This is a genomic window from Pantoea sp. Ep11b (assembly GCF_040783975.1).
Classification (GTDB): Bacteria; Pseudomonadota; Gammaproteobacteria; order Enterobacterales; family Enterobacteriaceae; genus Pantoea.
Genome location: NZ_CP160631.1, coordinates 3,511,414 through 3,535,924, shown reverse-complemented (window position 1 = coordinate 3,535,924; position 24,511 = coordinate 3,511,414). Strand labels below are relative to the sequence as shown.

The window sequence follows — 24,511 nt, the reverse complement described above, 5'->3', positions numbered from 1 at the left end:
CGCAAACTACTGACGAACCAGCCGTGAAAAGCCGGGCGTGAAGGGCACATTGGTGCGCCACGGGTTGATATCCAGCCCGCCCCGGCGCGTGTAGCGCGCATATACCGTCAGGGCGTCCGGATGACAGAAGCGCATCACATCATTGAAGATGCGCTCGACGCACTGCTCATGGAACTCATTGTGCTGGCGGAATGAGATCAGGTAGCGCAGCAGGGCCTCACGATCGATGCGCGGGCCTGAGTAGCGGATCATCACCGAACCCCAGTCGGGCTGGTTCGTGATCAGGCAGTTAGATTTGAGCAGATGACTGACCAGCGTCTCTTCAACGATTTCACTGCCTGCGGCATTGGCGAGATAGTCAGCATTGAAGCGATAATCCTCGATGGTGATATCCTGCTCATCAATACAGCGGCCCTCAAAGTGCCCGATTGGCTGTCCTTCCACCTCACTGAGCCGGAACAGCGCAACCTGCACTTCTCCCTCTGCGCAGGCGCTCAGGTCGCGCTCCAGCGTCTGACGGACTTCACCCCAGTCGGCAAAGCGGGTCTGGTTGAAGCTGTTCAGGTAGAGTTTGAAACTCTTGGATTCGATAAGATTACGGCTCTGCGCATCCAGCACCACTTCACCCACAGCGACCTGCGGCAGCCCTTTGCTGTTAAGCCACGACAGCTCATACAGCGTCCAGATATCGGCGCCGGTGAAGGGCAGGCTGTCGGGAAACAGGCCAAGGGGTTCACGGTTCAGGCTGCGCGGCACCGCCTGCAGTAAGCCATTGTCATAGCGATCGTGATAGGCTGTGGGTTTGCCCAGCGTCAGGTTGCTGAGTGCCTGATCCTGTTCGTGAGTAGTCATTGCGGTTACCACCAAAATTAATCAAAGTGGCTAAGTGTAACCCATCAGAAGTGAGAATATGAATGATGCAGCAAACTGCCGCCGCGTTGCGCGACTTTACCCAGCGCTACTGCCAGCACTGGCTTCAGCAGACCGGCCATGCACCGGCCAGCAGCGATCTCTATGGTGTGCCGTCGCCCTGCGCGCTGGAAGATCGCGGGCAGCAGGTCCTCTGGCAGCCGCAGCCGTTCACGCTGCCGCCCACGCTGGAGGCCATTGAGCGTGCCATCGATCTTCAGCTTCAGCCGTCGATCACGGCGTTCTACACCACGCAACTGGCGGGCGACATGCGGGCCACGCTGGGTGAGCAGTCGCTGACTCTGTTACAGGTCTGGAGTGAAGAGGATTTTCTGCGGTTGCAGGAGAATCTGATTGGGCATCTGGTGATGCAGCGCCGTCTCAGACAGTCGCCGACGCTGTTTATTGCCACCACTGATTCAGAGGAGGAGATCGTCTCGGTCTCGAATCTGACAGGCGAAGTAATTCTGGAACAGCCGGGGCGTAAACAGCGCACCGTAGTAGCCGAAAGCCTTGAGATATTTCTTAAGTCATTACAACTGGTTATCAACTGACTCGCAGTGATTTGCCGCTGCGTTTGTGCGAGATCTCTTACATATACTGTAAGAGATCGCCATATCGTTCATGAGACATCCGGAAGGCCAGAATGTAAAAATATTGTGAATCATAAACTTAATGGCGATTATCTGAATTTGCACCGCACATTTCGTAAAGTTTTGCCATAAGTCCCTTGTGCGCTTTACGCGTTCTGTCAAAATGTTTCTCGCTGCAGGATGCTCAGGAAACGGGTTCGTCAGGACGATGATAAGCCATGAGGCAGGAACGTAACGGAGCTTACGGCACACGGAAGGTTTCAGGATGAAACAGGATCGCTCAGGATTGAGTCAGGGACACCTCCAGGATGGAGAATGAGAGCCCCTCAGAAGAGGTGGTGGGCCAGGATGCTAAGGATACATCAGGACGATGCGCGACAGGAGTTCGCACGGGACAAGTTGTCATGGAAGAGCAGGGAGCACTAACGTAGCGGGATAGCTGCAAACGAACCGGGAGCACTGTTTATACAGTGCTCCCTTTTTTTGTGCCTGTGCCAACTAGTGATATGCTTGCCGCCCATTTTTGACGGCTTGCTGGAGGTGGCGCATGACGCCTGAACAATTGATTACGCAACGGCTGGAACAGCTGGAAGCGGTGATGCGTGAATATCAACTCTGGCAGAGTACGCCGCCGCCGGAAGGCGCACTCGACAGCCGTGAACCCTTCTGTATGGATACGCTGGAGCCGCTGCAGTGGCTCCAGTGGGTGCTGGTCCCACGGATGCATGCCCTGATTGCGGCGCGGCATCCGTTACCGCAGAACTTTGCCGTTGCCCCCTATTATGAAGTGGTGCTGATGCCTGACCAGCCGGGTATTGCGCCGCTGCTGCTGACCCTGCGTCAGCTCGATCTACTACTCCAGGATGCGGCTCACTGATGCTGGAAATAGTCTATCAGGATGAGTGGCTGGTGGCGGTCAACAAACCCAGCGGCTGGCTGGTTCATCGCAGCTGGCTGGATCGGCATGAAACGGTGTTTGTGATGCAGACCGTGCGCGATCAAATCGGCCAGCATGTCTTTACCGCGCATCGGCTGGATAAACCGACGTCAGGCGTGCTGCTGATGGGGCTCTCCAGCGAAGTGGGTCGGCTGCTGTCCCAGCAGTTTGAACAGCATCAGATGCAGAAAACTTACCACGCCGTTCTGCGCGGCTGGCTGGAGAGCAGCGGGACGCTCGACTATCCGCTGGTGGAAGAGCGTGACAGGATTGCGGACAGGCACGCCAGCGAACCGCTTGCCGCCCAGTCGGCGATCACCGATTATCAGGCCCTGGCAACCGCCGAGATGCCGGTCGGCATTGGCCGTTATCCCACTTCGCGTTATAGCCTGGTCGAACTCTCACCCCGCACCGGCCGCAAGCATCAGCTGCGTCGCCACATGTCACACCTGCGCCATCCGATTATTGGCGATTCGGCGCACGGCGATCTGCGGCAGAACCGGGGCGCCGCGCAGCACTTTGGCGCGAACCGGCTGATGCTGCACGCCAGCAGCCTGGCGCTGACCCATCCGGTAACCGGTGAACCTTTGCTGATACGCGCCGGGCTGGATAGCGTCTGGCAGAATCTGATGAGCCAGTTTGGCTGGCAGGATACGCTGCCGGAGGTGCCGCGGGTTGAGTTTGCCGCCGCGCCAGGCGAGGATAAGGTTTCAGAATAAGGGAGAAAGCAGATGGCAAAGATTGGCATTTTTGTAGGCACGGTATATGGCAATGCGCTGCTGGCGGCCGAAGAGGCGGAGCCGATTCTGCAGCAGCAGGGTCACAGCGTGACGCTGTTTGACGATCCGACGCTGGCCGACTGGCAGGCGTATACCAGCGATGTAGCGTTGATCATCACCTCAACCACCGGTCAGGGCGATTTCCCCGACACCCTTTCAGGGCTGTTCCACGCGATAAAAGATAAGCTGGGGCATCAGCCTGCGCTGCGCTATGGCGTGATTGCGCTGGGTGACAGCAGCTATGACCATTTTTGTGGCGCGGGCAAAGCCTTCGATGCGCTGCTGCAGGAGCAGGGCGCACAGCGGGTCGGTGAGACACTGCTGGTGGACGCCACGGAAAATCCGGAGCCGGAAACCGTCACCTCGCCCTGGGTTGAGGCCTGGGGCGCACAGCTCTGACGCCGCCGCCAGGCTTATCGCGGCTGAAAGGCCCGCAGATAAGCCTGGCCCGGACGCTATAGGATCAGGTGACCGGGGCCGGATTAAATACCGCCAGCTGATTGCGGATCCCCCAGCGATCGGACCAGGTCTGCTTCCGGCCGCTGGCGATATCCAGGATCAGTTCAAACAGTCGCCAGCCCACCTGTTCAATACTCTCTTCACCGGTAGCAATCGTCCCGGCATTGATATCCATCAGATCGTGCCAGCGTTCGGCCAGAGCATTTCGCGTTGCCATCTTGATCACCGGGATCGCTGCCAGACCATAAGGCGTTCCGCGGCCCGTGGTAAAGACCTGCAGGGTGATGCCGGAGGCCAGCTGCTGCGTGCCGCAGACAAAATCGCTGGCGGGGGTCGCTGCATAGATTAATCCACGTCGCGTAGGTCGCTGACCGGGGGAGAGCACTTCGACAATGGCGCTGCGGCCTGACTTGGCGATTGAGCCAAGCGCCTTTTCCACCACGTTGGCCAGCCCGCCCTTTTTATTGCCCGGCGACGGGTTAGCACTGCGATCGGTCTGCCCCTGGTCGAGATAGTCATCATACCAGGCCATCTCCTCCAGTAAGCGCTTACCGACCTCCTGATTAATGACGCGCGGCGTCAGCAGATGAATCGCATCGCGAACTTCGGTGACTTCCGAGAACATCACCGTCGCGCCACAGCGCACCAGCAGATCGGAGGCGAAGCCCACCGCCGGGTTGGCCGTCACGCCAGAGAACGCATCGCTGCCGCCACACTGCATGCCGACAATCAGATCAGCCGCAGGGCAGGTTTCGCGCTGGCGCTGATTCAGCCGCTGGAGATGCCGCTCCGCGACCTGCAGGATCTCCTGCACCATCGCACCGAACCCCACCAGCTTTTCATCCTGCAAACGCACGATGTCCCTGTCGTCCAGTGAGATCGCCTGCACGTCAGCGGTGCCGGTCAGCAGACGCTCCGGCTGTAACTTCTCACAGCCCAGGCCGACGACCATCACTTCGCCGCCAAAATTCGCATTCAGCGCCAGGTTGTGAATGGTGCGAATCGGCACTACCGCCGCAGGCGCGTTGATCGCGACGCCGCAACCATAGAGGTGATTCAGGGCAACCACGCCATCTACATTGGGATAACGCGGCAGCAGCTCCCGCTCGATAATCTGTACAACATGATCGACCACGCCCGCCACGCAGTGAACGCTGGTTGTGATGCCGAGCAGATTGCGTGTGCCGACGCTGCCATCCGCATTGCGGTAGCCCTCGAAGGTATAGCCCTCCAGCGGCGGCAGCTCGGGCGGTACCTGCGTGGCTAATGGCAGGCTGGCCAGCGGCGGGGCGTCCGGCAGTGCGACCAGCGACTCATCAATCCAGCTCCCCTGAGCGATATCCCGCAGGGCATAGCCAATCACTTCGCCATAACGCAGGATCGCCTCGCCCTGACGAATCGCACTCAGCGCCACTTTGTGGCCCTGGGGCACATGTTCCGTCAGCGTCAGCCCGTCAGCAAACCGGGTTCCGGCGGGCAGACCCAGACTGTTCACCACAATGGCCACATTGTCGTGCTCATGGACTTTGATATAGAGCGGTCGTTCATCTGTTTTGAGATTCATCGCTTACCTTGCCTCTGTCGCGCCGGCGTGATGCGGCACGCTGTAATGATTTGACCTGTCACACGGGGGTTTGCCAGCTTTAGTATAAGGAGCAGGGCCGGGGCGCGCATTGTGCAAATGTCCACCATTAAGGCGAATCCTTCCGCCGTTTTGGGTCGCTTATCCAAAAGCAAGTGAAGACCCTCACAAACAGCAGGGGAAAGCGTCGCCGGAGGCACCGATCGACCCGGAAAAACGCGCTTTCGTGAGCCATCCCGCAGGCTTTTGTGCATTCGCAAGATAATCCCTTCAACACCTTCGCCATTCCAGGGCAATGCGCCAATGTGCTGGCCGCAGGCTGTTCTTATACTGAGTCCCGTTAGCCAAAGTCAGGTTATCTGTCACGACGTATTACCCACCCGGAAAAGGCGGCAGAGCGTTTATCTCGCCGCACCCGCCAGACGCCGGATGGATAAATAAAGGTTTGCCAGAACAAAAAGATCGCCGTGTTTAACCCAACTTCTCTCTGATACCCAACGCGATGTGTATGCAGTCAGAGCGAATGTAGCTCACGCTATATTTCAGGAGTGCATCATGAATAGTTTCAGCCAGACCGCGGAAACGGTGCAGAAACGCACCAATGCCCGCTACTGGATTGTGGTGATGTTGTTTATCGTCACCTCATTCAACTACGGTGACCGCGCCACCATTTCCATTGCCGGTTCGGCGATGTCGAAAGATATCGGCCTGGATTCAGTCGGACTCGGCTACATCTTCTCTGCCTTCTCATGGGCCTATGTGATCGGTCAGATCCCGGGCGGCTGGCTGCTCGACCGCTTCGGCTCAAAACGGGTCTATTTCTGGAGCATCTTCACCTGGTCGCTGTTCACCCTGCTGCAGGGCTTCGTCGATATCTTCAGCGGCTTTGGCATCATTATGTCGCTGTTTATCCTGCGTTTCCTGGTCGGTCTGGCCGAAGCGCCCTCCTTCCCCGGCAACAGTCGCATCGTGGCAGCCTGGTTTCCGGCGCAGGAGCGCGGCACGGCGGTGGCGATCTTCAACTCGGCTCAATACTTCGCCACCGTAATCTTCGCACCCATCATGGGCTGGCTGGTTTCCGAAGTGGGCTGGGCGCATGTGTTCTGGTTTATGGGTGGTCTGGGCATCATCCTCAGTTTTATCTGGCTGAAAGTGATCCACGATCCCAACGATCACCCTGGCGTCAATAAAGCGGAACTGGAGTACATGGAGCAGGGCGGGGCTCTGATCAATATGGACGCCAGAAAAGAGACCCGCAAAGTCAGCTGGGGTGAAAAGTGGTTCCAGATCAAGCAGCTGCTCACTTCGCGCATGATGCTTGGGATCTACCTCGGTCAGTACTGTGTTAACGCCTTAACTTACTTCTTTATCACCTGGTTCCCGGTCTATCTGGTGCAGGCGCGCGGCATGTCGATCCTCAAAGCGGGCTTCGTGGCCTCCGTGCCGGCGGTGTGCGGCTTCCTCGGCGGCGTGCTGGGCGGGGTGATCTCCGACTGGCTGATGCGTAAAACCGGCTCGCTGAATATTGCGCGTAAAACCCCCATCGTGCTGGGTATGCTGCTCTCTATTTCGATGGTGATGTGTAACTACACCGACACTGAATGGATGGTGGTGTTCTTTATGGCACTGGCGTTCTTTGGCAAAGGCATTGGCGCGCTGGGCTGGGCGGTGATGGCGGATACGGCACCGAAAGAGATCAGCGGCCTGAGCGGCGGTCTGTTCAATATGTTCGGTAACTTCTCCGGCATCGTGACGCCTATCGCCATCGGCTACATCATCGCCACCAGCGGATCCTTTGAAGGGGCGCTGCTCTACGTCGGTATTCATGCCTTTGTCGCCGCATTCAGCTTCCTGGTGATCGCCGGTGATATCAGACGTGTCGAACTGAAACCCTGGACCGGTAAGGACGCCTCATGAACACACAAAGCTCACCGGTAATCACGGAGATGCAGGTTATTCCGGTCGCGGGTTATGACAGCATGCTGCTCAACATTGGTGGCGCACACAACGCCTGCTTCACCCGCAATCTGGTGGTGCTCACCGACAGTGCCGGGCACACCGGCGTCGGTGAAGCGCCCGGCGGCGACACCATCTATCAGACGCTGGTGGCGGCCATTCCGCAGGTAAAAGGTCAGCAGATCGCCCGGATGAATCGTCTGGTGCAGCAGGTCCATCAGGGCAATCAGTCGGCTGATTTCACTACCTTTGGCAACGGCGCCTGGACTTTTGAGCTGCGGGTCAATGCGGTCGCTGCGCTGGAAGCGGCGCTGCTCGACCTGCTGGGACAATGCCTGGGCGTGCCGGTGGCCGAGCTGCTGGGGCCGGGCAAACAGCGGGATGAGGTCAGGGTGCTGGGCTATCTGTTCTATCTCGGCGACCGCCGCAAAACCGATCTGCCCTATCAGTCAGGAGAGCAGGCTACGCACGACTGGTATCACCTGCGTCATCAGGAGGCGCTGACCAGCGAGGCCGTCGTCAGGCTGGCCGAGGCGGCACAGGATAAGTATGGCTTCAGAGACTTCAAGCTCAAGGGCGGCGTGCTGCCGGGTGAGCAGGAGATCGCGACGGCGGCGGCGCTGAAACAGCGCTTCCCCGACGCCCGCATCACGGTCGATCCCAACGGCGCCTGGCGGCTGGATGAGGCGATAGCACTCTGCAAGGGGATGCAGGATGTGCTGAGCTACGCCGAAGATCCCTGCGGCGCGGAAGCGGGCTATTCGGGACGTGAAGTAATGGCGGAGTTCCGGCGCGCCACCGGTCTGCCGGTCGCCACCAACATGATCGCCACCAACTGGCGTGAGATGAACCACGCGGTGATGCTGAATGCGGTCGATATTCCGCTGGCCGATCCCCACTTCTGGACGCTCAGTGGGGCGGTCCGTGTGGCTCAGCTGTGCGATGAGTGGGGGCTGACCTGGGGCTGCCACTCCAACAATCATTTCGATATTTCGCTGGCGATGTTTACCCATGTCGGCGCCGCCGCGCCGGGCAACCCGACGGCGATTGATACACACTGGATCTGGCAGGAGGGCGACCAGCGCCTGACGAAAAATCCGCTGCAGATTCGCAACGGCAAGATTGCCGTGCCGGAGGCACCGGGTCTGGGTGTCGAACTTGACTGGGATCAGGTGAAGAAAGCCAGCCAGCTTTATCACGCTCTGCCCGCCGGGGCGCGTAACGATGCAACGGCAATGCAGTATCTGGTCCCGGGCTGGACGTTTGATCGCAAGCGCCCGGCATTTGGCCGCAAAACAGCATAAGGAGCAGGAGATGAGTTCAACACCGAAAGTGACCGCCATGCAGGTAATCCCGGTGGCAGGCTACGACAGCATGCTGCTTAACCTCAGCGGTGCGCACTCGCCATTCTTTACCCGCAACATCGTGATCATTAAGGATAACGCCGGACACACCGGCGTCGGTGAAATCCCGGGCGGTGAAAAAATTCGTCAGACGCTGGAGGATGCCGCGGCGCTGGTGATCGGCAAGACGCTGGGCGAGTACAAAAATACCCTCAGTCTGGTGCGCACCACCTTTGCTGACCGCGATGCCGGCGGGCGCGGCAACCAGACCTTCGATTTACGCACCACGATCCACGTAGTGACCGGCATTGAAGCGGCGCTGCTTGACCTGCTGGGCCAGCACCTGGGCGTCAACGTCGCTTCACTGCTCGGCGACGGGCAGCAGCGCGACCGCGTTGAGATGCTCGGCTATCTGTTCTATATCGGCGACCGCACGAAGACGTCGCTCTCTTATCAGAGCCAGCCAGACGATCCGTGCGACTGGTACCGGCTGCGCCACGAAGAGGCGCTTACGCCGGATGCGGTGGTGCGCCTGGCGGAAGCGGCTTATGAGAAATATGGCTTTAACGACTTCAAGCTGAAAGGCGGCGTATTGCGCGGCGGCGAAGAGGCGGAAGCGGTGACGGCGCTGGCGAAGCGTTTCCCTGAAGCACGGATTACGCTCGACCCCAACGGCGCCTGGTCACTCAACGAGGCGATCATCCTCGGCAAACAGCTCAAAGATGTGCTGGCCTACGCGGAAGATCCCTGTGGTGCCGAGCAGGGCTACTCAGGGCGAGAAGTGATGGCGGAGTTTCGCCGCGCCACCGGCCTGCCGACCGCGACCAATATGATCGCCACCGACTGGCGACAGATGGGCCACACCCTGTCGCTGCAGTCGGTAGACATTCCGCTGGCCGATCCGCACTTCTGGACCATGCAGGGCTCGGTGAGGGTGGCGCAGATGTGCCACGACTTCGGTCTGACCTGGGGCTCCCACTCGAATAACCACTTCGACATTTCGCTGGCGATGTTTACCCATGTGGCCGCGGCCGCGCCGGGTGCGATTACCGCCATTGATACGCACTGGATCTGGCAGGAGGGCAACCAGCGCCTCACCAGAGAGCCGTTCCAGATTAAAGGCGGCATGGTGCAGGTGCCGCAGAAGCCGGGTCTTGGCGTCGAGCTGGATATGGATCAGGTCATGCAGGCCAACGCGCTCTATCAGAAGCAGGGATTAGGCGCGCGCAATGATGCCGAAGCGATGCAGTTTCTGGTACCGGGATGGACTTTCGATAACAAGCGCCCGTGCCTGGTTCGTTAATCTTCCGGGCTTCCGCTGCGAAGCCCTGTCACAGGAGTTGAAACATGAGTAATGCAGCCTGGGCCAATGGATTTCGCCGCCGCCTGTTAGCGGGCGACACCCTGATCGGCAGCTGGTGCGCGCTGGCCAGTCCGATTTCGACGGAAATTCTGGGGCTGGCCGGTTTTGACTGGCTGGTACTCGATGGCGAACATGCGCCCAACGATATTACGACCTTTGTGCCGCAGCTGATGGCGCTGAAAGGCAGCCAGAGCGCCGCCGTAGTGCGTCCGCCCTGCAATGAGCCGGTGATCATCAAGCGTCTGCTGGATATCGGCTTTAGCAACCTTCTGGTGCCCTTTGTCGAAACCCAGGAGGAGGCGCAGCGAGCCGTTGCGTCAACCCGCTATCCGCCCGCCGGTATCCGCGGTGTCTCGGTCTCCCACCGCAGCAACATGTACGGCACGCTGCCCGACTATAACCAGCAGATCAATGACAACATCACGGTGCTGGTGCAGATCGAAACCCAGCAGGCGGTGGACAACATAGATGCCATCGCGGCGGTAGAGGGCGTCGACGGGATTTTTGTCGGGCCGGGCGATCTCTCGGCCGCGCTGGGCTACCTCGGCCAGCCCGCGCATCCTGAGGTGCTGAAAGTCATTAAACACATTTTTGAGCGCGCCAGCGCGGCCGGTAAGCCGAGCGGCATTCTGGCACCGGTGGAGGCGGACGCGCGTCGCTATCTGGAGTGGGGTGCCACCTTTGTGGCGGTCGGCAGCGACGTCGGAATGTTCCGCAACGCCTCGCAGGCGCTGTGCGACAAATTTAAGCGCTAATTCATTAAGGGGAAACGCAATGAAGATTGGATTTATCGGCCTGGGCATTATGGGCAAACCCATGAGTAAAAACCTGCTGAAAGCCGGATATGCGCTGGTGGTACGGGACCACAATGCCAGCAACGAAGCGGAGCTGACGGCGCTGGGTGCGACCGTCGCGAAATCGCCCAGAGAGGTGGCAGAACAGTGCGACGTGGTGATTACCATGGTGCCCAACTCGCCGCAGGTTAAAGAGGTCTGTCTGGGAAAAGAGGGCATTATTGAGGGCGCGAAGCCGGGCCTGGTGGTGATCGACATGAGTTCGATTGCGCCGCTGGCGAGCCGGGAAGTGCACGATGCGCTGGCAGAAAAGCAGATCAAAATGCTGGATGCGCCGGTCAGTGGTGGTGAACCCAAAGCGATTGAGGGCACGCTCTCGGTCATGGTCGGCGGCGATAAAGCGGTGTTTGATCAGTGCTACGACATCATGAAAGCGATGGCGGGCTCGGTTGTCCACACCGGTGATATCGGCGCAGGCAACGTCACGAAACTGGCTAATCAGGTGATCGTGGCGCTGAATATTGCGGCGATGTCCGAAGCCCTGTCGCTGGCGACCAAAGCCGGGGTTAATCCGGATCTGGTCTATCAGGCGATCCGTGGCGGGCTGGCGGGCAGCACGGTGCTGGATGCCAAAGCGCCGATGGTGATGGATCGCAACTTCAAACCCGGCTTCCGCATCGATCTGCATATCAAGGATCTGGCGAACGCCCTTGATACCTCGCACGGCATCGGCGCGCATCTGCCGCTGACGGCGGCAGTGATGGAGATGATGCAGGCGCTGCGTAACGACGGTCAGGGTAACGCCGACCACAGTGCGCTGGCCTGCTATTATGAGAAGTTAGCGAAGGTTGAAATCGCCCGCTAAAACCTGGTGCCGGTTTCCCGGAACCGGACTGGTTCAGAGCCGTTTCAATTACTCAACAGTGCTCGGATTGCCTATGAAAATCGTAATCGCACCGGATTCATATAAAGAGAGTTTATCCGCCCTGGATGTGGCATCGGCGATTGAAGCGGGTTTCCGTGACATCTTCCCCGATGCGCATTACGTGAAAATACCGCTCGCCGACGGTGGCGAAGGCACGGTAGAAGCGATGGTGGCGGCGACGAAGGGAAAGATCGTCAGGCTGAAGGTGACCGGGCCGCTGGGCACCCAGGTTGATGCCTTTTATGGGCTCTCCGGCGATGAGTCAACGGCCTATATCGAAATGGCCGCCGCCAGTGGGCTGGAACGGGTGCCTGCCTGCCAGCGCGATCCGCTGATCACCACCTCCTTCGGAACCGGTGAGCTGATCAGACATGCGCTGGATAAAGGGGTCGATCACATCATTATCGGGATCGGCGGCAGCGCCACCAATGATGGTGGTGCCGGAATGATGCAGGCGCTGGGCGCGCGGCTGCTGGATGCCAGTGGTCAGCAAATCGGCTACGGTGGCGGGGCGCTAGCCCGGCTTGCCAGTATCGATATCGATGCGCTCGACGCCCGCCTTCAGCGCTGCCGCATTGAGGTGGCCTGCGACGTGACCAATCCGCTGACCGGCAAAGAGGGCGCCTCGGCGATATTCGGTCCGCAGAAGGGGGCGACACCGGCGCTGGTGCAGCAGCTCGATCAGGCGCTGGGCCACTACGCCGCGATCATCCAGCGCGACCTCGATATCGATGTACTGACGATTCCGGGCGGCGGCGCAGCGGGCGGAATGGGGGCCGCGCTGCACGCCTTCTGTCACGCGGAGCTGCGGCGTGGCATTGAGATTGTCACGGAGGCGCTGGGGCTGGCGGAGCAGGTGAAAGATGCCGACCTGGTGATCACCGGAGAGGGGCGTATCGACAGCCAGAGTATCAATGGCAAGGTGCCGATCGGGGTCGCCAGGGTTGCAAAGCGGTTTGATAAACCGGTCATTGGCATCGCGGGAAGTCTGACGGCGGATGTGGGAGTGGTGCATCAGCACGGCATTGATGCGGTCTTCAGCGTGCTCTACAGCATCTGTACGCTGGATGAGGCGCTCGCCAGCGCCGGAAAGAACGTCGAGATGACGTCGCGTAATGTGGCGGCTACGCTGAAGCTGGCCGGCTTTCATGCCCTCTCTGCGCCGTCCGGCCTCTCTGCAGCTGCGGGTCTCAGCGTGCAGCTCGACAGAGCCTGAGTTCTCTTCCGCAGGGGAACGGGGCCGCGTCTGCGGCCCCGAACGTACCCGGCCTTACGCTATTCCCAGCAGCTGCCGGGCCTCTCTGGCGACGTTCTCCATCTCATCCTGCAACTCCAGCAGTTCCGGTTCCAGCGCCACGATATCGCTGACCTCAGGCAGCTCTCTCTCCAGCTGGTGACAAAGCTGCTTCATGCGCGGCACGCCGCTGTAGCTGGCACTGCCATGCAGTTTGTGAATGATCTCGCGCAGGGCGCTGACGTCATTGTCCGCCATAAACTGCGCGATCTTCGCATGCACTTCCGGTAAAAACTCCAGCAGCATACGCAGCAGATCGCGCGCCAGATCAGGCTTATTGGCCGCCTGTCGCAGCGCCAGTTGCCAGTCCAGCGTCGGTAATATGGCCGGCAGCTCCGGCACAGGTACGACCGGCGGCGGCGTATAGCGCGCCAGCAGCTGTCTTAACTTGCTCTCATCGATGGGTTTAGCAAGATAGTCGTTCATGCCCGCTTTGATTAACTGCTCGCGTTCGCCATCAATGGCATGGGCGGTGACCGCCACGATAGGCGTACTGGCGTGATGCGGCAGGGTGCGGATGATTTCGCTGGCGCGGATGCCATCGATGTCAGGCATCTGAATATCCATCAGGATGACATCCAGCGCATGCTGACGGGCTTCCCGGATGGCGTGTTCGGCGTTGCTGCACAGCAGGATATTCTGCACCTGCTCCTCCAGCAGCGCGCCAATCAGCTTGAGGTTGGCGGGGTTATCATCCACCGCCATCACCGTCAGCGGCAGACGGGGAGAGAGCGGCAGTTCGCTCATCTGACGGGTATGCAGATCCAGCAACATGGGCAGCAGGCGCGTCAGGGAGATCGGCTTCGCGATGCAGCCATCAATGCCGCGCACTTTCAGCTCATCGGCCAGCAGCATCATCGGACTCGGCAGCGCCATCAGTACGTTATCTGCCCGCTCCAGCACCGCATTGATCCTTCTCTCACTGAGCAGTTCAGGCTGGCTGACATCGACCGGCATCGCCATCAGCAGCAGCGGATAGTGCGCCTCTTTTAATCCCTCCAGCGTTTCGCTGTAGTCGATCTGCAGCGGTGTGGCGCTCAGCATCTCCAGCGCCGCACTGGCTACGATAGCGTCCGCCTCTACATAGGCGATGCGCGCATGCGACAGCGCGTCCAGCACGCGAGGCATACCCGGCGCATTCGGGTTGAGATCGAGCTGCACACGAATTACAAAGGTCGATCCCTGATCCGGCTGGCTGCTGAAGGTGATATCGCCGCCCATCTCCCGCACCAGTTTCTGCGTGATGACCAGCCCCAGCCCGGTTCCGCCGTGGCGGCGTGAAATGCTGGCATCCGCCTGACGGAACGCCTGGAACAGCTGCGTCTGCTGCTGCTCAGAGATGCCGATGCCGCTGTCCTCCACCTGGATCTCCAGCTCGACCCGCGACTGGGTGATCACACGCTGCCCGACGCGCAGGCCCACATACCCCTGTTCGGTAAATTTAATCGCGTTGCCGATCAGGTTAATCAGGATCTGCTGCAGGCGCAGCGCATCACCAATCACGTTATCCGGCACGCTGCTGTCGCAGACTACCGTCAGCTCCAGCCCCTTTTCATGCGCCGAAGGTGCGAGCAGCACCAGGGTTTCATCCAGCGTGGCGCGCAGCGGGAAGGGGATCGCCTCCAGCATCAGCTTGCCCGCCTCCAGTTTCGAAAAGTCGAGCACGTCGTTAATAATACTGAGCAGATTATTGGCCGAGCGTTCTATGGTCTGCATGTAGTCGCGCTGGGTCGCGCGCAGCTGGGTTTTCAGCATCTGCCGGGTAAAGCCCAGTACCCCGTTCAGCGGCGTTCGCAGCTCATGCGACATATTGGCCAGAAACTCCGACTTGATGCGCGCCGCTTCCTGAGCGCGCTTCTTCGCCAGATCCAGCTCCACGTTCTGAATCTCCAGCTGCTCCAGCGTTTCCCGCAGATCGTAAGTCGCCTGGTCGATATTGTGCTGCATCTCCTCGTGATAGGCGGTCAGCGACATCGCCATCGCATTAATGCCGTTCTTCAGAATACTGAGTTCACCCAGCATGTAGCCCTCTACGCGGCTGTCAAGCTGGCCGCGCCGGATGCGGTCAACGGTGGTGACCATATTGCGGATCGGCCCCGTGACGTCGCGCATCAGGCGATAGGCAAACAGCATTGCGAGACAGAGACAGAAGAGCAGCATCAGCGTGGCGACAAACACCTCTTTATACTGCTGGAGGCGCACAGACTGCAGGTCCAGCTCTATCGCCACATAGCCCAGCGGATTGCCTGAGGGTTTGGCATCTTCATCGGGTAACTCATCCGCGTCGTAGCGCTCGCTGGTAATCGGGGTGCGCAGAATCAGCAGAGTGCCGTGACGCTCCATCGAGACATCATCGGTTAGCGTGCGGATATCAGACTGCTGCTGCAGGCTGAGGTTCTGCTTGTGATTGGAGGTGGCGTAGAGCTGATTATGGTTATCAAACACCGAAATCGCCCGGACGATCCCCGAATGGCGGCGGTGCAGCAGGCTGACCAGTTCACGCATGGCATCCCGGTTGTGCCAGGTCATGCTGTATTCGCTGGAGATTGCCAGCGGTTCGATGATGTTGGCTCCGGCATCAATAACCTGACGCTGTAGCTCATTGTAGCGGTGCACCACAAAAAATGAGCTGAGCAGCAGGCCAACCATCAGCACAGGTGCCAGAATTAAAATCATCATTCGCGCCCGCAGGCTGTATTTGGTCATAATAGTCGCCTGGCTACTCCGGCATTAACGTCCCTGTGCAGGCTGTCGGTGACACTCTGCAGGCCGTATCGATAAAGAGAAAGAAGAACACTATGGCGCAATTTTACGTTGCAAAACAGCGCGCGACGACGCAACAGCGCATCACCGTCACCATCGATGAGCTCGACCCGTTCGGGCAGGGCGTGGCGCGCCACAAGGGCAAAGCCCTGTTTGTCACGGGCGCTCTGCCGGGTGAACAGGCGGAGGTCACGCTGACAGAGGATAAACGTCAATTTGCCCGGGCGAAAGTGACACAACTGCTCAGCCGCAGCCCGGCGCGTGTGACGCCGCCCTGTCCGCACTATGAACGCTGCGGCGGCTGCCAGCAGCAACATGCGGAGGTGGCGCTCCAGCAGCAGAGCAAGGTTCAGGCGCTGAGCCGGATGCTGAGCCAGGCCGCCGCCCGGGAAGTACCGGTCGATGAGGTGATCGCCGGGGCGCCCTGGGGCTATCGCCGCCGCGCCCGGCTGGGCCTGCAGTGGCACAACAAGGCGCAGCGGTTGCAGATGGGATTCCGTCAGGCGTCCAGCAACGATCTGGTCGATGTGCAGCATTGCCCCGTTCTGGTGCCCGAACTTGAGGCATTACTGGTTCCGCTGCACCACTGCCTTAGCGGGCTGCGGGCGGTGCGGCGGCTCGGTCATGTGGAGCTGGTGCTGGCGGACAATGGCCCGCTGATGATCCTGCGCCATCTTGATGCGCTCCATGCGGACGATCGTGAAAAACTGGAACGCTTTTCGCATGAGCACCAGCTGATGCTGTTCCTGGACGCGGGCGATGAAACGCTGACCGCGTTACAGGCGACCACGCCGTTTTATCATGCGCATCAGCTTAAGCTAACCTTTAGTCCACAGGATTTTATTCAGGTTAACGATGGCGTGAATCAGCAGATGGTGGCGACGGCCATAAGCTGGCTCGATCTGCAGCCGCAAGACCGGGTGCTGGATCTCTTTTGCGGTATGGGAAACTTCACACTTCCTATAGGAATCTTCGTACAAAATGTCGTAGGTGTGGAGGGGATTGCAGCATTAGTGCGGCAGGCAGCGTATAATGCTGATTTGAATAATCTTAAAAATGTCAGTTTCTTTCAGCATAACCTGGAAGAAGAAGTGTCGCGCCAGCCGTGGGCGGCACAGGGATTTAACAAGGTATTACTCGATCCGGCACGCGCCGGGGCTGCGGGCGTAATGGCGCATGTGGTTAAACTTGCACCAGAACGCGTGGTCTATGTTTCGTGTAATCCGACAACGCTCGCCCGTGACAGCCAGACATTGCTGTCGGCGGGCTACCAATTGGAAAGGGTCGCGATGCTGGATATGTTCCCACATACCCGCCATCTCGAATCCATGGTGCTGTTCAGAAAAACATAAGCGATGTATGTCGTTGTGCAGGAGAGGTTATGGTTGCGGTCAGAAGTGCGCATTTAAATACTGAGGGGGATTTCGCCCTCGACCAGTGGATCGCCAGTCTCGGTATTGCCAACCCGCAATCATGTCAACGCCTTGCTGAGACCTGGCGCTACTGCGAAGCGCAGACGCAGGACCATCCCGATCAGTCGCTGCTGCTGTGGCGCGGTATTGAGATGGTAGAAATCCTCTCGATGCTCAGCATGGATATCGAAAGCCTCTGTGCGGCGCTGATCTTCCCGCTGGCTAACGATGAAGTGGTCAGTGAAGAGGAGCTGGAAACTGCCGTCGGCAAAGGCATCGTCTCGCTGGTCCATGGCGTGCGCGACATGGACGCTATCCGTCAGCTGAAAGCCATCCATAACGACTCCATGGCGTCTGAACAGGTGGATAATGTCCGCCGTATGCTGCTGGCGATGGTGGAAGATTTCCGCTGCGTGGTGCTGAAGCTGGCCGAACGCATCATGAACCTGCGCGAAATGAAAGATGCGCCGGAAGATGAGCGGGTGCTGGCCGCCAAAGAGAGCACCAATATCTATGCGCCCCTGGCTAACCGGCTGGGGATCGGCCAGCTCAAATGGGAGCTGGAAGATTACTGCTTCCGTTACCTCCATCCCGACGAATATAAGCGCATCGCGAAGCTCCTGCATGAGCGGCGGATCGACCGTGAGCAGTACATCGAAAACTTCGTCAATAACCTGCGTAAAGAGATGGCCAAAGAGGGCGTCCGCGCCGAAGTCTATGGCCGTCCGAAACATATCTACAGCATCTGGCGCAAGATGCAGAAGAAGTCGCTGGCCTTCGACGAGCTGTTTGACGTGCGGGCGGTGCGCATCGTGGCTGACCGCCTGCAGGATTGCTACGGCGCGCTGGGTACGGTGCATACGCTCTATCGCCATCTGCCGAGCGAGTTCGACGACTACGTCGCCAACCCGAAGCCCAATGGCTATCAGTCGATCCACACCGTGGTGTTAGGACCGCAGGGCAAAACGGTGGAGATCCAGATCCGTACCCGCCAGATGCATGAAGATGCCGAACTGGGCGTGGCGGCGCACTGGAAATATAAAGAGGGGCCGACCTCCAGCAGCGCGCGCGGCGCCGCCGGTCACGAAGAGCGGATCGCCTGGCTGCGTAAGCTTATCAGCTGGCAGGAGGAGATGGCCGACTCCGGCGAGCTGCTGGAAGAGGTCCGCAGTCAGGTGTTTGATGACCGGGTCTACGTCTTTACCCCGAAAGGCGACGTGGTGGATCTGCCGGCGGGATCGACCCCGCTCGACTTTGCCTACCACATTCACAGCGACATCGGGCACCGCTGCATCGGTGCAAAAATCGGTGGCCGCATCGTACCGTTCACCTATCAGTTGCAGATGGGCGACCAGGTCGAAGTCATCACGCAAAAGCAGCCGAATCCAAGCCGCGACTGGCTCAATCCGAATCTGGGCTATATCACCACCAGCCGTGGGCGGTCGAAGATCCATAACTGGTTCCGCAAGCAGGATCGCGACAAAAACATTGTCGCCGGCCGTCAGATTCTGGACAACGAACTGAATCAGCTGGATATCAGCCTGCGCGAAGCGGAAAAACTGCTGCTGCCGCGCTACAACGTGACCTCGCTGGAGGAGCTGCTGGCGGCGATCGGCGGCGGCGATATCCGCCTGAACCAGATGGTCAACTTCCTGCAGGCGAAGCTGAACAAGCCAAGCGCCGAAGAGGAAGATCGCGAAGCGTTGCGTCAGCTGACCCAGAAAGCGCATACCCCTTCGGCCCGCAAAGAGAGCGGGCGTGTCGTGGTAGAGGGCGTGGGCAATCTGATGCACCACATCGCCCGCTGCTGCCAGCCGATCCCCGGTGATGACATCGTCGGTTTTATCACCCAGGGGCGCGGGATCTCAATTCACCGCGCCGACTGTGACCAGCTGGCGGAGCTTATCTCCCATGCACCGGAGCGTATTGTCGATGCGGTGTGGGGCGAAAGCTACTCCAGCGGCTACTCGCTGGTGGTGCGCGTCACCGCCAACGATCGCAGCGGTCTGCTGCGCGATATCACGACGATTCTCGCCAACGAGAAAGTCAATGTTCTGGGCGTCTCAAGCCGCAGCGATACCCGCAAGCAGCTGGCGACCATCGACATGGATATCGAGATCTACAACCATCAGGTCCTGGGGCGGGTGCTTGCGCGCCTGAATCAGGTCTCTGATATCATTGACGCCCGTCGCCTGCACTGAGTGGCAGCCAGCGGAGCAACCGGCTGGACGAGGTTGCGCGGGTGTTATCTGCTCTGCCTGAGAGCCGGACGCGATTCAGCGTCCGGCTCTCGCCGCCTCGCGCTTCGCCCCCGATCTGACACGTTAAGGACCCGCCTGAAATGAACGCTATTGATCGCCTGCTTGGCATCATGAAAACCCTGCGCGACCCGCAGCAGGGCTGTCCGTGGGATCGCGAACAGACCTTCGCCTCCATCGCCCCCTACACGCTGGAAGAGACCTATGAAGTGCTGGATGCCATTCAGCGCGAAGATTTTGACGATCTGCGCGGTGAGCTGGGCGATCTGCTGTTTCAGGTGGTGTTCTATGCGCAGATGGCGAACGAACAGGATCGCTTCAACTTTGAAGATATCTGTCACGCCATCAGCGACAAGCTGGAGCGCCGTCATCCGCACATCTTCGGCGATGCCATGGCTGAAACCAGCAATGAGGTGCTGAAAAACTGGGAAGCGATTAAAACCGCTGAACGGGCGGACAAAGCCCAGCACTCGGCGCTGGACGATATCCCGAAAGCGTTGCCCGCGCTGATGCGCGCCCACAAGATTCAGAAACGCTGCCACAACGTCGGCTTCGACTGGAGCACGCTGGGGCCGGTGGTGGCGAAGGTGCATGAAGAGATCGATGAGGTGATGCACGAGGCGCAGCAGAGCGTGGTGGACAGTGAGAAGCTGGAGGAGGAGATCGGCGACCTGCTGTTCGCGACCGTTAACCTGTCGCGGCATCTGGGCAGTAAAGCGGAAACCGCGCTGCAGAAAGCCAACGACAAATTTGAGCGCCGCTTCCGCCAGGTCGAGGCGATCATCGTAGCCCAGGGGCTGGCGATGCCGGGCGCCACGCTGGAGCAGATGGAAGCCGCCTGGCAGCAGGTGAAATCAGACGAGAAGCGCTGATTATTCCAGCGCTGTGCATAAAGTCGCCGTTCGCGCTTACTCGATTCAGCGCGGAGGCAACTTTGTGACGCACGTCAACATTTAGGCAACGGCTATCCGCTATGTTAGCCGTAGCAATGCGTTGGAGGATGGCTGTGATTCATCAATTGTGGCTGATAGCGGTTTCCAGTATACTGTTTTCCCGTCCTGGTTATTCCACCGTCTTTAAACCTAAACTCTCAGGTTCAGCATGACAACGAATTATATTTTTGTGACCGGCGGGGTCGTTTCCTCTCTGGGTAAAGGCATTGCCGCAGCCTCCCTCGCAGCCATTCTCGAAGCCCGTGGTCTGAACGTGACCATCATGAAGCTGGACCCGTATATCAACGTGGATCCAGGCACCATGAGCCCGACACAGCACGGTGAAGTGTTCGTCACCGACGACGGCGCCGAAACCGATCTGGATTTGGGTCACTATGAGCGCTTCATCCGTACCAAAATGTCGCGCCGTAACAACTTCACCACTGGCCGCATCTACTCCGAAGTCCTGCGCAAAGAGCGTCGTGGCGACTATCTGGGCGCCACCATTCAGGTTATCCCGCACATCACCAACGCCATTAAAGAGCGCATCATTGAAGGCGGCGAAGGTCATGATGTGGTGCTGGTCGAAATCGGCGGCACGGTAGGGGATATCGAATCGCTGCCGTTCCTGGAAGCGATTCGCCAGATGGCCGTTGATGTGGGTCGCGAACACACAATGTATATGCACCTGACACTGGTGCCTTACATGGCGGCGGCGGGTGAAGTGAAAACCAAACCGACCCAGCACTCGGTAAAAGAGCTGCTGTCGATTGGTATCCAGCCTGACGTGCTGATTTGCCGTTCCGATCGTGCCGTTCCGGCCAACGAACGCGCCAAAATCGCCCTGTTCTGTAACGTCCCTGAAAAAGCGGTAATCTCGCTGAAAGACGTGGATTCCATCTACAAGATCCCAGGCATGCTGAAATCACAGGGCCTGGATGACTACATCTGCAAGCGTTTCAATCTGAACGCACCGGAAGCCAACCTGGCCGAGTGGGAGCAGGTGATTTACGAAGAAGCCAATCCGGGCGGTGAAGTCACCATCGGTATGGTGGGCAAATATGTTGAGCTGCCTGACGCCTACAAATCTGTGATTGAAGCGCTGAAGCATGGCGGCCTGAAAAACCGGGTGACCGTCAACATCAAGCTGATCGATTCGCAGGATGTTGAATCACGCGGTGTCGAATTACTGAAAGATCTGGATGCGATTCTGATCCCGGGTGGCTTCGGTTACCGTGGGGTGGAAGGCAAGCTGATGACCGCGCAGTACGCCCGTGAAAACAACGTGCCTTACCTCGGCATCTGCCTGGGCATGCAGGTCGCGCTGATGGAGTTCGCCCGCAACGTCGCCGGGATGCCGGGCGCCAACTCCACGGAATTTGTGCCAGACTGTAAATACCCGGTGGTGGCGTTAATCACCGAATGGCGTGACGAAGATGGCAACGTCGAAGTCCGCAGCGAGCAGAGCGATCTGGGCGGCACCATGCGTCTGGGCAGCCAGCAGTGTCAGTTAACGCCGGGCAGCCAGGTTCGCCAGCTCTACGGCTCTGATACCATCGTTGAGCGCCATCGTCACCGCTATGAAGTCAACAATATGCTGTTAAAGCAGATTGAAGCAGCCGGTCTGCGTGTGGCGGGTCGTTCTGGCGACGATCAGCTGGTCGAGATCATTGAGATCCCGAACCACCCTTGGTTTGTAGCCTGCCAGTTCCACCCGGAGTTTACCTCGACCCCACGCGATGGCCATCCGTTGTTTGCCGGCTTTGTGAAAGCCGCGCATGAGCATCAGAAGCGTTTAGCGAAGTAAGTTTCACAGGCAGCGCGCGAACTTTTCGCGCGTTGCTTGTCTTAGGATTGACTAACTTGTACTGAGGAAAATCGTAATGTCCAAAATCGTAAAAGTCATCGGTCGCGAAATTATCGACTCACGTGGTAACCCGACTGTTGAAGCTGAAGTGCATCTGGAAGGCGGTTTTGTTGGCTTGGCCGCTGCGCCATCAGGTGCCTCTACCGGTTCACGCGAAGCGCTGGAACTGCGTGACGGTGACAAATCACGTTTCCTGGGCAAAGGCGTAACTAAAGCCGTTGCTGCAGTAAACGGTCCGATTGCTGAAGCGGTAAAAGGCAAAGACGCGAAAGATCAGGCGAACATCGATAAGATCATGATCGACCTGGACGGTACTGAGAACAAATCTAACTTCGGTGCTAACGCCATTCTGGCCGTTTCACTGGCCGCCGCGAAAGCCGCTGCAGCCTCTAAAGGCCAGGCGCTGTATGAGCACATCGCTGAACTGAACGGCACCCCAGGCAAATACTCTATGCCACTGCCAATGATGAACATCATCAACGGCGGCGAACATGCCGACAACAACGTCGACATCCAGGAGTTCATGATCCAGCCGGTTGGCGCGGCAAACGTGAAAGAAGCCATCCGCATGGGTTCTGAAGTGTTCCACAACCTGGCAAAAGTGCTGAAAAGCAAAGGCATGAGCACCGCTGTTGGTGACGAAGGTGGCTACGCGCCAAACCTGGGTTCCAACGCCGAAGCGCTGGCCGTTATCGCAGAAGCGGTAAAAGCTGCAGGCTACGAGCTGGGCAAAGATATCACCCTGGCGATGGACTGTGCGGCATCTGAGTTCTACAAAGATGGCAAATACGTTCTGGCCGGTGAAGGCGGTAAAGCTTTCACTTCAGAAGAGTTCACCCACTTCCTGGAAGATCTGACTAAACAGTATCCGATCGTCTCTATCGAAGATGGCCTGGACGAATCTGACTGGGATGGCTTCGCCTACCAGACCAAAGTTCTGGGCGACAAAATCCAGCTGGTGGGTGACGACCTGTTCGTCACCAACACCAAAATCCTGAAAGAAGGTATCGAAAAAGGTATCGCTAACTCCATCCTGATCAAGTTCAACCAGATCGGTTCTCTGACCGAAACCCTGGCTGCGATCAAAATGGCGAAAGATGCAGGCTACACCGCTGTGATCTCTCACCGTTCAGGCGAAACCGAAGATGCGACCATCGCTGACCTGGCGGTCGGTACGGCTGCAGGCCAGATCAAAACCGGTTCAATGAGCCGTTCTGACCGTGTTGCCAAGTACAACCAGCTGATCCGTATCGAAGAAGCGCTGGGTTCTAAAGCGCCATTCAACGGTCTGAAAGAAGTTAAAGGTCAGTAATGACCCCTGCTGATGTCGCTTCACGCGGCATCACAGATGCTGAAAGCCCCGCCCCGTGCGGGGCTTTTTGTTGGCGGCGGTAATGATGCAGAGAAGAACGCCCTCAGCCAACGGCCAGACGCGGCCTCTCTGCCCGCCCGCCCAGTTCCCTGCGCAGAACGCCTCTCCCTCCGCTGCGCATTGCGCCTGTCCGCCGTCTTAACGCGCCTTTCTCTGTTCTGCCCGGCGCAGAGAAAAAGCACGACGCGTGGTTGAGCTGCGCGGCAAATCTGCCATAATCAGCGCCCCGATTTCTCCAGGTGAGTAAATAATGTTCTACCCGATTAACGAAATGTTCCAGACGCTGCAGGGCGAAGGCTATTACACCGGCGTGCCTGCTATCTTCATTCGCCTGCAGGGATGCCCGGTAGGCTGCAGCTGGTGCGATACCAAACATACCTGGGAAAAGCGGGCAGATCGGGAAACGTCGCTGGGCGATATTCTGATTAAAACGGTGGAAAGCGATGCCTGGGGCGACGCCGACGCGACGACGCTGCTGCGCGCCATCGCAGAGCAGGGCTGGACGGCCCGGCATGTGGTCATCACCGGCGGTGAACCGGCGATCTACGACCTGCGTCCGTTGACCACAGCCCTGGAAGAGCAGGGTTTTCAGTGTCAGATCGAAACCAGCGGCACGCATGCGATCCACTGTTCCGAACAGACCTGGGTGACCGTCTCGCCAAAGGTCAACATGCGCGGTGGCTACGACGTGCTGGATCAGGCGCTGAGCCGGGCCGATGAGATCAAACATCCGGTCGCCCGCGAGCGGGATGTGGAAGCGCTGGATCAGCTGCTGGCAGGCGTCAAGGATGCCAAAGCGCGCATCATCGCGTTACAGCCGATCAGCCGCAAAGAGGATGCCACCCGGCTCTGCATTGAAACCTGCATTGCCCGCAACTGGCGTCTGTCGATGCAGACCCACAAATATCTCAATATTGCCTGACCCTGCGGCAGCGCGCCGGGGAGCTAAACCTAAGGTGAGCGGAAGCGGAGA

Annotated in this window: 18 protein-coding genes and 1 pseudogene; 16 read left to right on the top strand and 3 right to left on the bottom strand. The window is 58.8% G+C overall.

The features are described from left to right. Positions 1-6: 6 nt before the first annotated feature. On the bottom strand, positions 7-852 hold the full coding sequence (gene queF, locus AB1748_RS16590; RefSeq protein ID WP_111141915.1) for an NADPH-dependent 7-cyano-7-deazaguanine reductase QueF: 846 nt from the start codon (positions 850-852) through the stop codon (positions 7-9). Between the two features lie 62 nt (positions 853-914). On the opposite strand from queF, the gene syd reads away from it, so the two are divergent. The 4 genes from syd (at position 915) to AB1748_RS16570 (ending at position 3,617) form a co-directional block, all read left to right on the top strand. Beyond that, positions 915-1,463 carry a SecY-interacting protein gene (gene syd / locus AB1748_RS16585; protein ID WP_367395792.1) on the top strand — a complete coding sequence of 183 codons (549 nt, stop codon included), beginning with the start codon at positions 915-917 and terminating at the stop codon, positions 1,461-1,463. A 586-nt stretch (positions 1,464-2,049) separates the two neighbouring features. Beyond that, positions 2,050-2,379 carry a YqcC family protein gene (locus tag AB1748_RS16580; protein ID WP_111141911.1) on the top strand — a complete coding sequence of 110 codons (330 nt, stop codon included), beginning with the start codon at positions 2,050-2,052 and terminating at the stop codon, positions 2,377-2,379. After that, complete coding sequence (gene truC / locus AB1748_RS16575) at positions 2,379-3,158, top strand: tRNA pseudouridine(65) synthase TruC (protein ID WP_111141909.1); 780 nt, start codon at positions 2,379-2,381, stop codon at positions 3,156-3,158. The genes AB1748_RS16580 and truC overlap by 1 nt, the downstream gene beginning before the upstream one ends. A 12-nt stretch (positions 3,159-3,170) precedes the next feature. Continuing rightward, a complete protein-coding gene (locus AB1748_RS16570; protein WP_111141907.1) occupies positions 3,171-3,617 on the top strand; it encodes a flavodoxin in 447 nt (148 codons plus the stop codon). A 64-nt stretch (positions 3,618-3,681) separates the two neighbouring features. Here AB1748_RS16570 and garD read toward each other — a convergent pair whose 3' ends face one another. Further along, complete coding sequence (gene garD, locus AB1748_RS16565; protein ID WP_111141905.1) at positions 3,682-5,241, bottom strand: galactarate dehydratase; 1,560 nt, start codon at positions 5,239-5,241, stop codon at positions 3,682-3,684. A gap of 573 nt (positions 5,242-5,814) precedes the next feature. On the opposite strand from garD, the gene AB1748_RS16560 reads away from it, so the two are divergent. From AB1748_RS16560 to AB1748_RS16535, 6 genes and pseudogenes are all read left to right on the top strand, one after another. Further along, complete coding sequence (locus tag AB1748_RS16560; protein ID WP_111141903.1) at positions 5,815-7,176, top strand: MFS transporter; 1,362 nt, start codon at positions 5,815-5,817, stop codon at positions 7,174-7,176. Beyond that, positions 7,173-8,519: an enolase C-terminal domain-like protein gene (locus AB1748_RS16555; RefSeq protein ID WP_367395791.1), complete on the top strand. Its 1,347-nt coding sequence runs from the start codon at positions 7,173-7,175 to the stop codon at positions 8,517-8,519. The genes AB1748_RS16560 and AB1748_RS16555 overlap by 4 nt, the downstream gene beginning before the upstream one ends. Positions 8,520-8,529: 10 nt before the next feature. Beyond that, positions 8,530-9,861, top strand: a complete 1,332-nt coding sequence (gene gudD, locus AB1748_RS16550) for a glucarate dehydratase (protein ID WP_111141432.1) — start codon at positions 8,530-8,532, stop codon at positions 9,859-9,861. Positions 9,862-9,905: 44 nt separating this feature from the next. Beyond that, complete coding sequence (gene garL / locus AB1748_RS16545; RefSeq protein WP_111141431.1) at positions 9,906-10,676, top strand: 2-dehydro-3-deoxyglucarate aldolase; 771 nt, start codon at positions 9,906-9,908, stop codon at positions 10,674-10,676. Between the two features lie 19 nt (positions 10,677-10,695). After that, complete coding sequence (garR, locus tag AB1748_RS16540; protein ID WP_111141430.1) at positions 10,696-11,580, top strand: 2-hydroxy-3-oxopropionate reductase; 885 nt, start codon at positions 10,696-10,698, stop codon at positions 11,578-11,580. 73 nt (positions 11,581-11,653) lie between these two features. Continuing rightward, positions 11,654-12,790 (top strand): annotated as a pseudogene (locus AB1748_RS16535) (glycerate kinase); the annotation flags it as partial. A 120-nt stretch (positions 12,791-12,910) separates the two neighbouring features. Here AB1748_RS16535 and barA read toward each other — a convergent pair. Then, positions 12,911-15,640: a two-component sensor histidine kinase BarA gene (gene barA / locus AB1748_RS16530; RefSeq protein WP_367395790.1), complete on the bottom strand. Its 2,730-nt coding sequence runs from the start codon at positions 15,638-15,640 to the stop codon at positions 12,911-12,913. A gap of 92 nt (positions 15,641-15,732) precedes the next feature. On the opposite strand from barA, the gene rlmD reads away from it, so the two are divergent. The 6 genes from rlmD (at position 15,733) to queE (ending at position 24,460) form a co-directional block, all read left to right on the top strand. After that, positions 15,733-17,049 (top strand): 23S rRNA (uracil(1939)-C(5))-methyltransferase RlmD, encoded by a 1,317-nt coding sequence (rlmD, locus tag AB1748_RS16525; RefSeq protein WP_111141428.1) that lies wholly within the window; start codon positions 15,733-15,735, stop codon positions 17,047-17,049. A 29-nt stretch (positions 17,050-17,078) separates the two neighbouring features. Then, the gene (relA, locus tag AB1748_RS16520; RefSeq protein WP_111141427.1) at positions 17,079-19,310 is read left to right on the top strand and encodes a GTP diphosphokinase; all 2,232 of its coding nucleotides are present in this window, start codon (positions 17,079-17,081) and stop codon (positions 19,308-19,310) included. Between the two features lie 140 nt (positions 19,311-19,450). Beyond that, a complete protein-coding gene (gene mazG, locus AB1748_RS16515; protein ID WP_367395789.1) occupies positions 19,451-20,239 on the top strand; it encodes a nucleoside triphosphate pyrophosphohydrolase in 789 nt (262 codons plus the stop codon). Positions 20,240-20,468: 229 nt separating this feature from the next. Next, positions 20,469-22,106 carry a glutamine hydrolyzing CTP synthase gene (gene pyrG, locus AB1748_RS16510; RefSeq protein WP_010248572.1) on the top strand — a complete coding sequence of 546 codons (1,638 nt, stop codon included), beginning with the start codon at positions 20,469-20,471 and terminating at the stop codon, positions 22,104-22,106. A 76-nt stretch (positions 22,107-22,182) separates the two neighbouring features. Continuing rightward, positions 22,183-23,478 carry a phosphopyruvate hydratase gene (eno, locus tag AB1748_RS16505; protein ID WP_111141425.1) on the top strand — a complete coding sequence of 432 codons (1,296 nt, stop codon included), beginning with the start codon at positions 22,183-22,185 and terminating at the stop codon, positions 23,476-23,478. A gap of 310 nt (positions 23,479-23,788) precedes the next feature. Then, complete coding sequence (gene queE / locus AB1748_RS16500; protein ID WP_293770360.1) at positions 23,789-24,460, top strand: 7-carboxy-7-deazaguanine synthase QueE; 672 nt, start codon at positions 23,789-23,791, stop codon at positions 24,458-24,460. Positions 24,461-24,511 lie beyond the last annotated feature (51 nt).

Coding starts and splice junctions, on each gene's coding strand:
- garD (WP_111141905.1), bottom strand. CDS start 5,241: ATGAATCTCAAAACAGATGAACGACCGCTCTATATCAAAGTCCATGAG.
- gudD (WP_111141432.1), top strand. CDS start 8,530: ATGAGTTCAACACCGAAAGTGACCGCCATGCAGGTAATCCCGGTGGCA.
- garR (WP_111141430.1), top strand. CDS start 10,696: ATGAAGATTGGATTTATCGGCCTGGGCATTATGGGCAAACCCATGAGT.
- relA (WP_111141427.1), top strand. CDS start 17,079: ATGGTTGCGGTCAGAAGTGCGCATTTAAATACTGAGGGGGATTTCGCC.
- AB1748_RS16580 (WP_111141911.1), top strand. CDS start 2,050: ATGACGCCTGAACAATTGATTACGCAACGGCTGGAACAGCTGGAAGCG.
- AB1748_RS16570 (WP_111141907.1), top strand. CDS start 3,171: ATGGCAAAGATTGGCATTTTTGTAGGCACGGTATATGGCAATGCGCTG.
- AB1748_RS16555 (WP_367395791.1), top strand. CDS start 7,173: ATGAACACACAAAGCTCACCGGTAATCACGGAGATGCAGGTTATTCCG.
- mazG (WP_367395789.1), top strand. CDS start 19,451: ATGAACGCTATTGATCGCCTGCTTGGCATCATGAAAACCCTGCGCGAC.
- queF (WP_111141915.1), bottom strand. CDS start 852: ATGACTACTCACGAACAGGATCAGGCACTCAGCAACCTGACGCTGGGC.
- garL (WP_111141431.1), top strand. CDS start 9,906: ATGAGTAATGCAGCCTGGGCCAATGGATTTCGCCGCCGCCTGTTAGCG.
- queE (WP_293770360.1), top strand. CDS start 23,789: ATGTTCTACCCGATTAACGAAATGTTCCAGACGCTGCAGGGCGAAGGC.
- syd (WP_367395792.1), top strand. CDS start 915: ATGATGCAGCAAACTGCCGCCGCGTTGCGCGACTTTACCCAGCGCTAC.
- rlmD (WP_111141428.1), top strand. CDS start 15,733: ATGGCGCAATTTTACGTTGCAAAACAGCGCGCGACGACGCAACAGCGC.
- eno (WP_111141425.1), top strand. CDS start 22,183: ATGTCCAAAATCGTAAAAGTCATCGGTCGCGAAATTATCGACTCACGT.
- pyrG (WP_010248572.1), top strand. CDS start 20,469: ATGACAACGAATTATATTTTTGTGACCGGCGGGGTCGTTTCCTCTCTG.
- truC (WP_111141909.1), top strand. CDS start 2,379: ATGCTGGAAATAGTCTATCAGGATGAGTGGCTGGTGGCGGTCAACAAA.
- AB1748_RS16560 (WP_111141903.1), top strand. CDS start 5,815: ATGAATAGTTTCAGCCAGACCGCGGAAACGGTGCAGAAACGCACCAAT.
- barA (WP_367395790.1), bottom strand. CDS start 15,640: ATGACCAAATACAGCCTGCGGGCGCGAATGATGATTTTAATTCTGGCA.